The following is a 1388-nucleotide window of genomic DNA, read 5'->3' as shown; positions in this document are numbered from 1 at the left end:
AAGCTCAAAAAGGTAAGTGCCAAACAATATACCACCGTGATTTTGGTCGGCATTTCCAACGCTTCGGATGTTTTGAAAAATACCATGCTGCCCGATATTGATTTGAAAGAATCTTTGCCGCCTTTGTTCGGCGATGCACGGCCTAACTATTCCTATGAGCTAAGTCATTACTTTGTCTTTGCGCCCGATGAGCAAGGCGCATGGTCAATCCCCCGCCAGATTCCCGACGGGACAATTATCGGCTTTTCCATTTATCGCTACGACCCCAACAGTTACCAAACGTTCAGAACCTTTTACCAAGTCCCGTTTCGGGATTCCATTTACCAATTTACCCTTGATGTGGTGGACACCATTAACCGCCACAATCCTATTCCGAATTATTCGGCTACGGTGGCTTATGAGCAGTTTAATTTGGTCTATGACCCAGACGGCAATGTTTGGGAGGCTTCACAGCCTTCTTTGGGTAAGCCGCTTGTCCCTGCTTTGTATTCGGCTACCCAAACTTATCAGGCAGGCGACTACGTGCGCGATGCAGACGAGTATGTTTACAGATGTTTGGTCAGTGGCACAGTGGGACAAGCTCCGCCCAATACAACGTATTGGATAGAAGAAGATTATCCCTTTTGGCTCATGGTGGCCACCGCTGCCAATGTGGAATACGGTTTGTTTATCAATCAAACTTCACCGCACATTTACCGCTACGATTGGCCAAACAAAGATTACACCATCAAGGCCGAATTAGTCTCTTTGATTTCCTTCAGGCTATTGGACAACACCAACGCCACGCCGTATCCGATTGACACGTATTTGTCCCTGTTTTTCAATCCAAGTTTGGGATTAGACAATCAGGGAAACACCACTATCGACGCTTCTTTGCCTACCAATGGCAGTTGTTTTACTGGCCAACATTTCGACGGTAACACCATTGCCGACCCTTTGCCCTACAATGTCAGCAACTATTTAGACCGAAAACTCAAGGTATTTTTTCCCGAAACAAGCCACACTTTTTATCCCATCTACAACCCCACAGGCACAGACCGAGAAAGCTACGAAGGCTATGTCAATGATTTTTCAATGGTGGGCTTTTACCTCAAGGAAGATTATTACGCTTCTCCGCAACTGTTTTTGTTTCATATCTTGAACCGAATCGCCCAACACATTGGCTATACGCTTGATTATTCGGCCTTTGATGTACCTGAATACCAAGACTTTTTGCAGACAACTGTCTATAATAACCATTCTTTTGACACGCTCATTAACGCCATTTTCGCACAGGACAAACACCATGTTCCCGTTACAGAAATTGACCTTTCGGGCCACGTGCCAGCCGTTACATTAGGCCAGTTTCTCAATGCCATTCGCACCGCTTTAGGCATTCACATTGACTT

Annotated in this window: 1 protein-coding gene; it reads left to right on the top strand. The window is 45.7% G+C overall.

Features of this window, described 5'->3' with window-relative positions; all coding sequences use genetic code 11:
* On the top strand, window positions 1-1388 hold a 1388-nt coding region (locus BM090_RS18630), incomplete at both ends, for a hypothetical protein (protein ID WP_177200018.1).

The organism is Flexibacter flexilis DSM 6793 (genome assembly GCF_900112255.1).
Taxonomy (GTDB): Bacteria; Bacteroidota; Bacteroidia; order Cytophagales; family Flexibacteraceae; genus Flexibacter; species Flexibacter flexilis.
The sequence above is the reverse complement of the archived record's forward strand: the minus strand, read 5'-3'. Positions and strand labels throughout refer to the sequence as shown.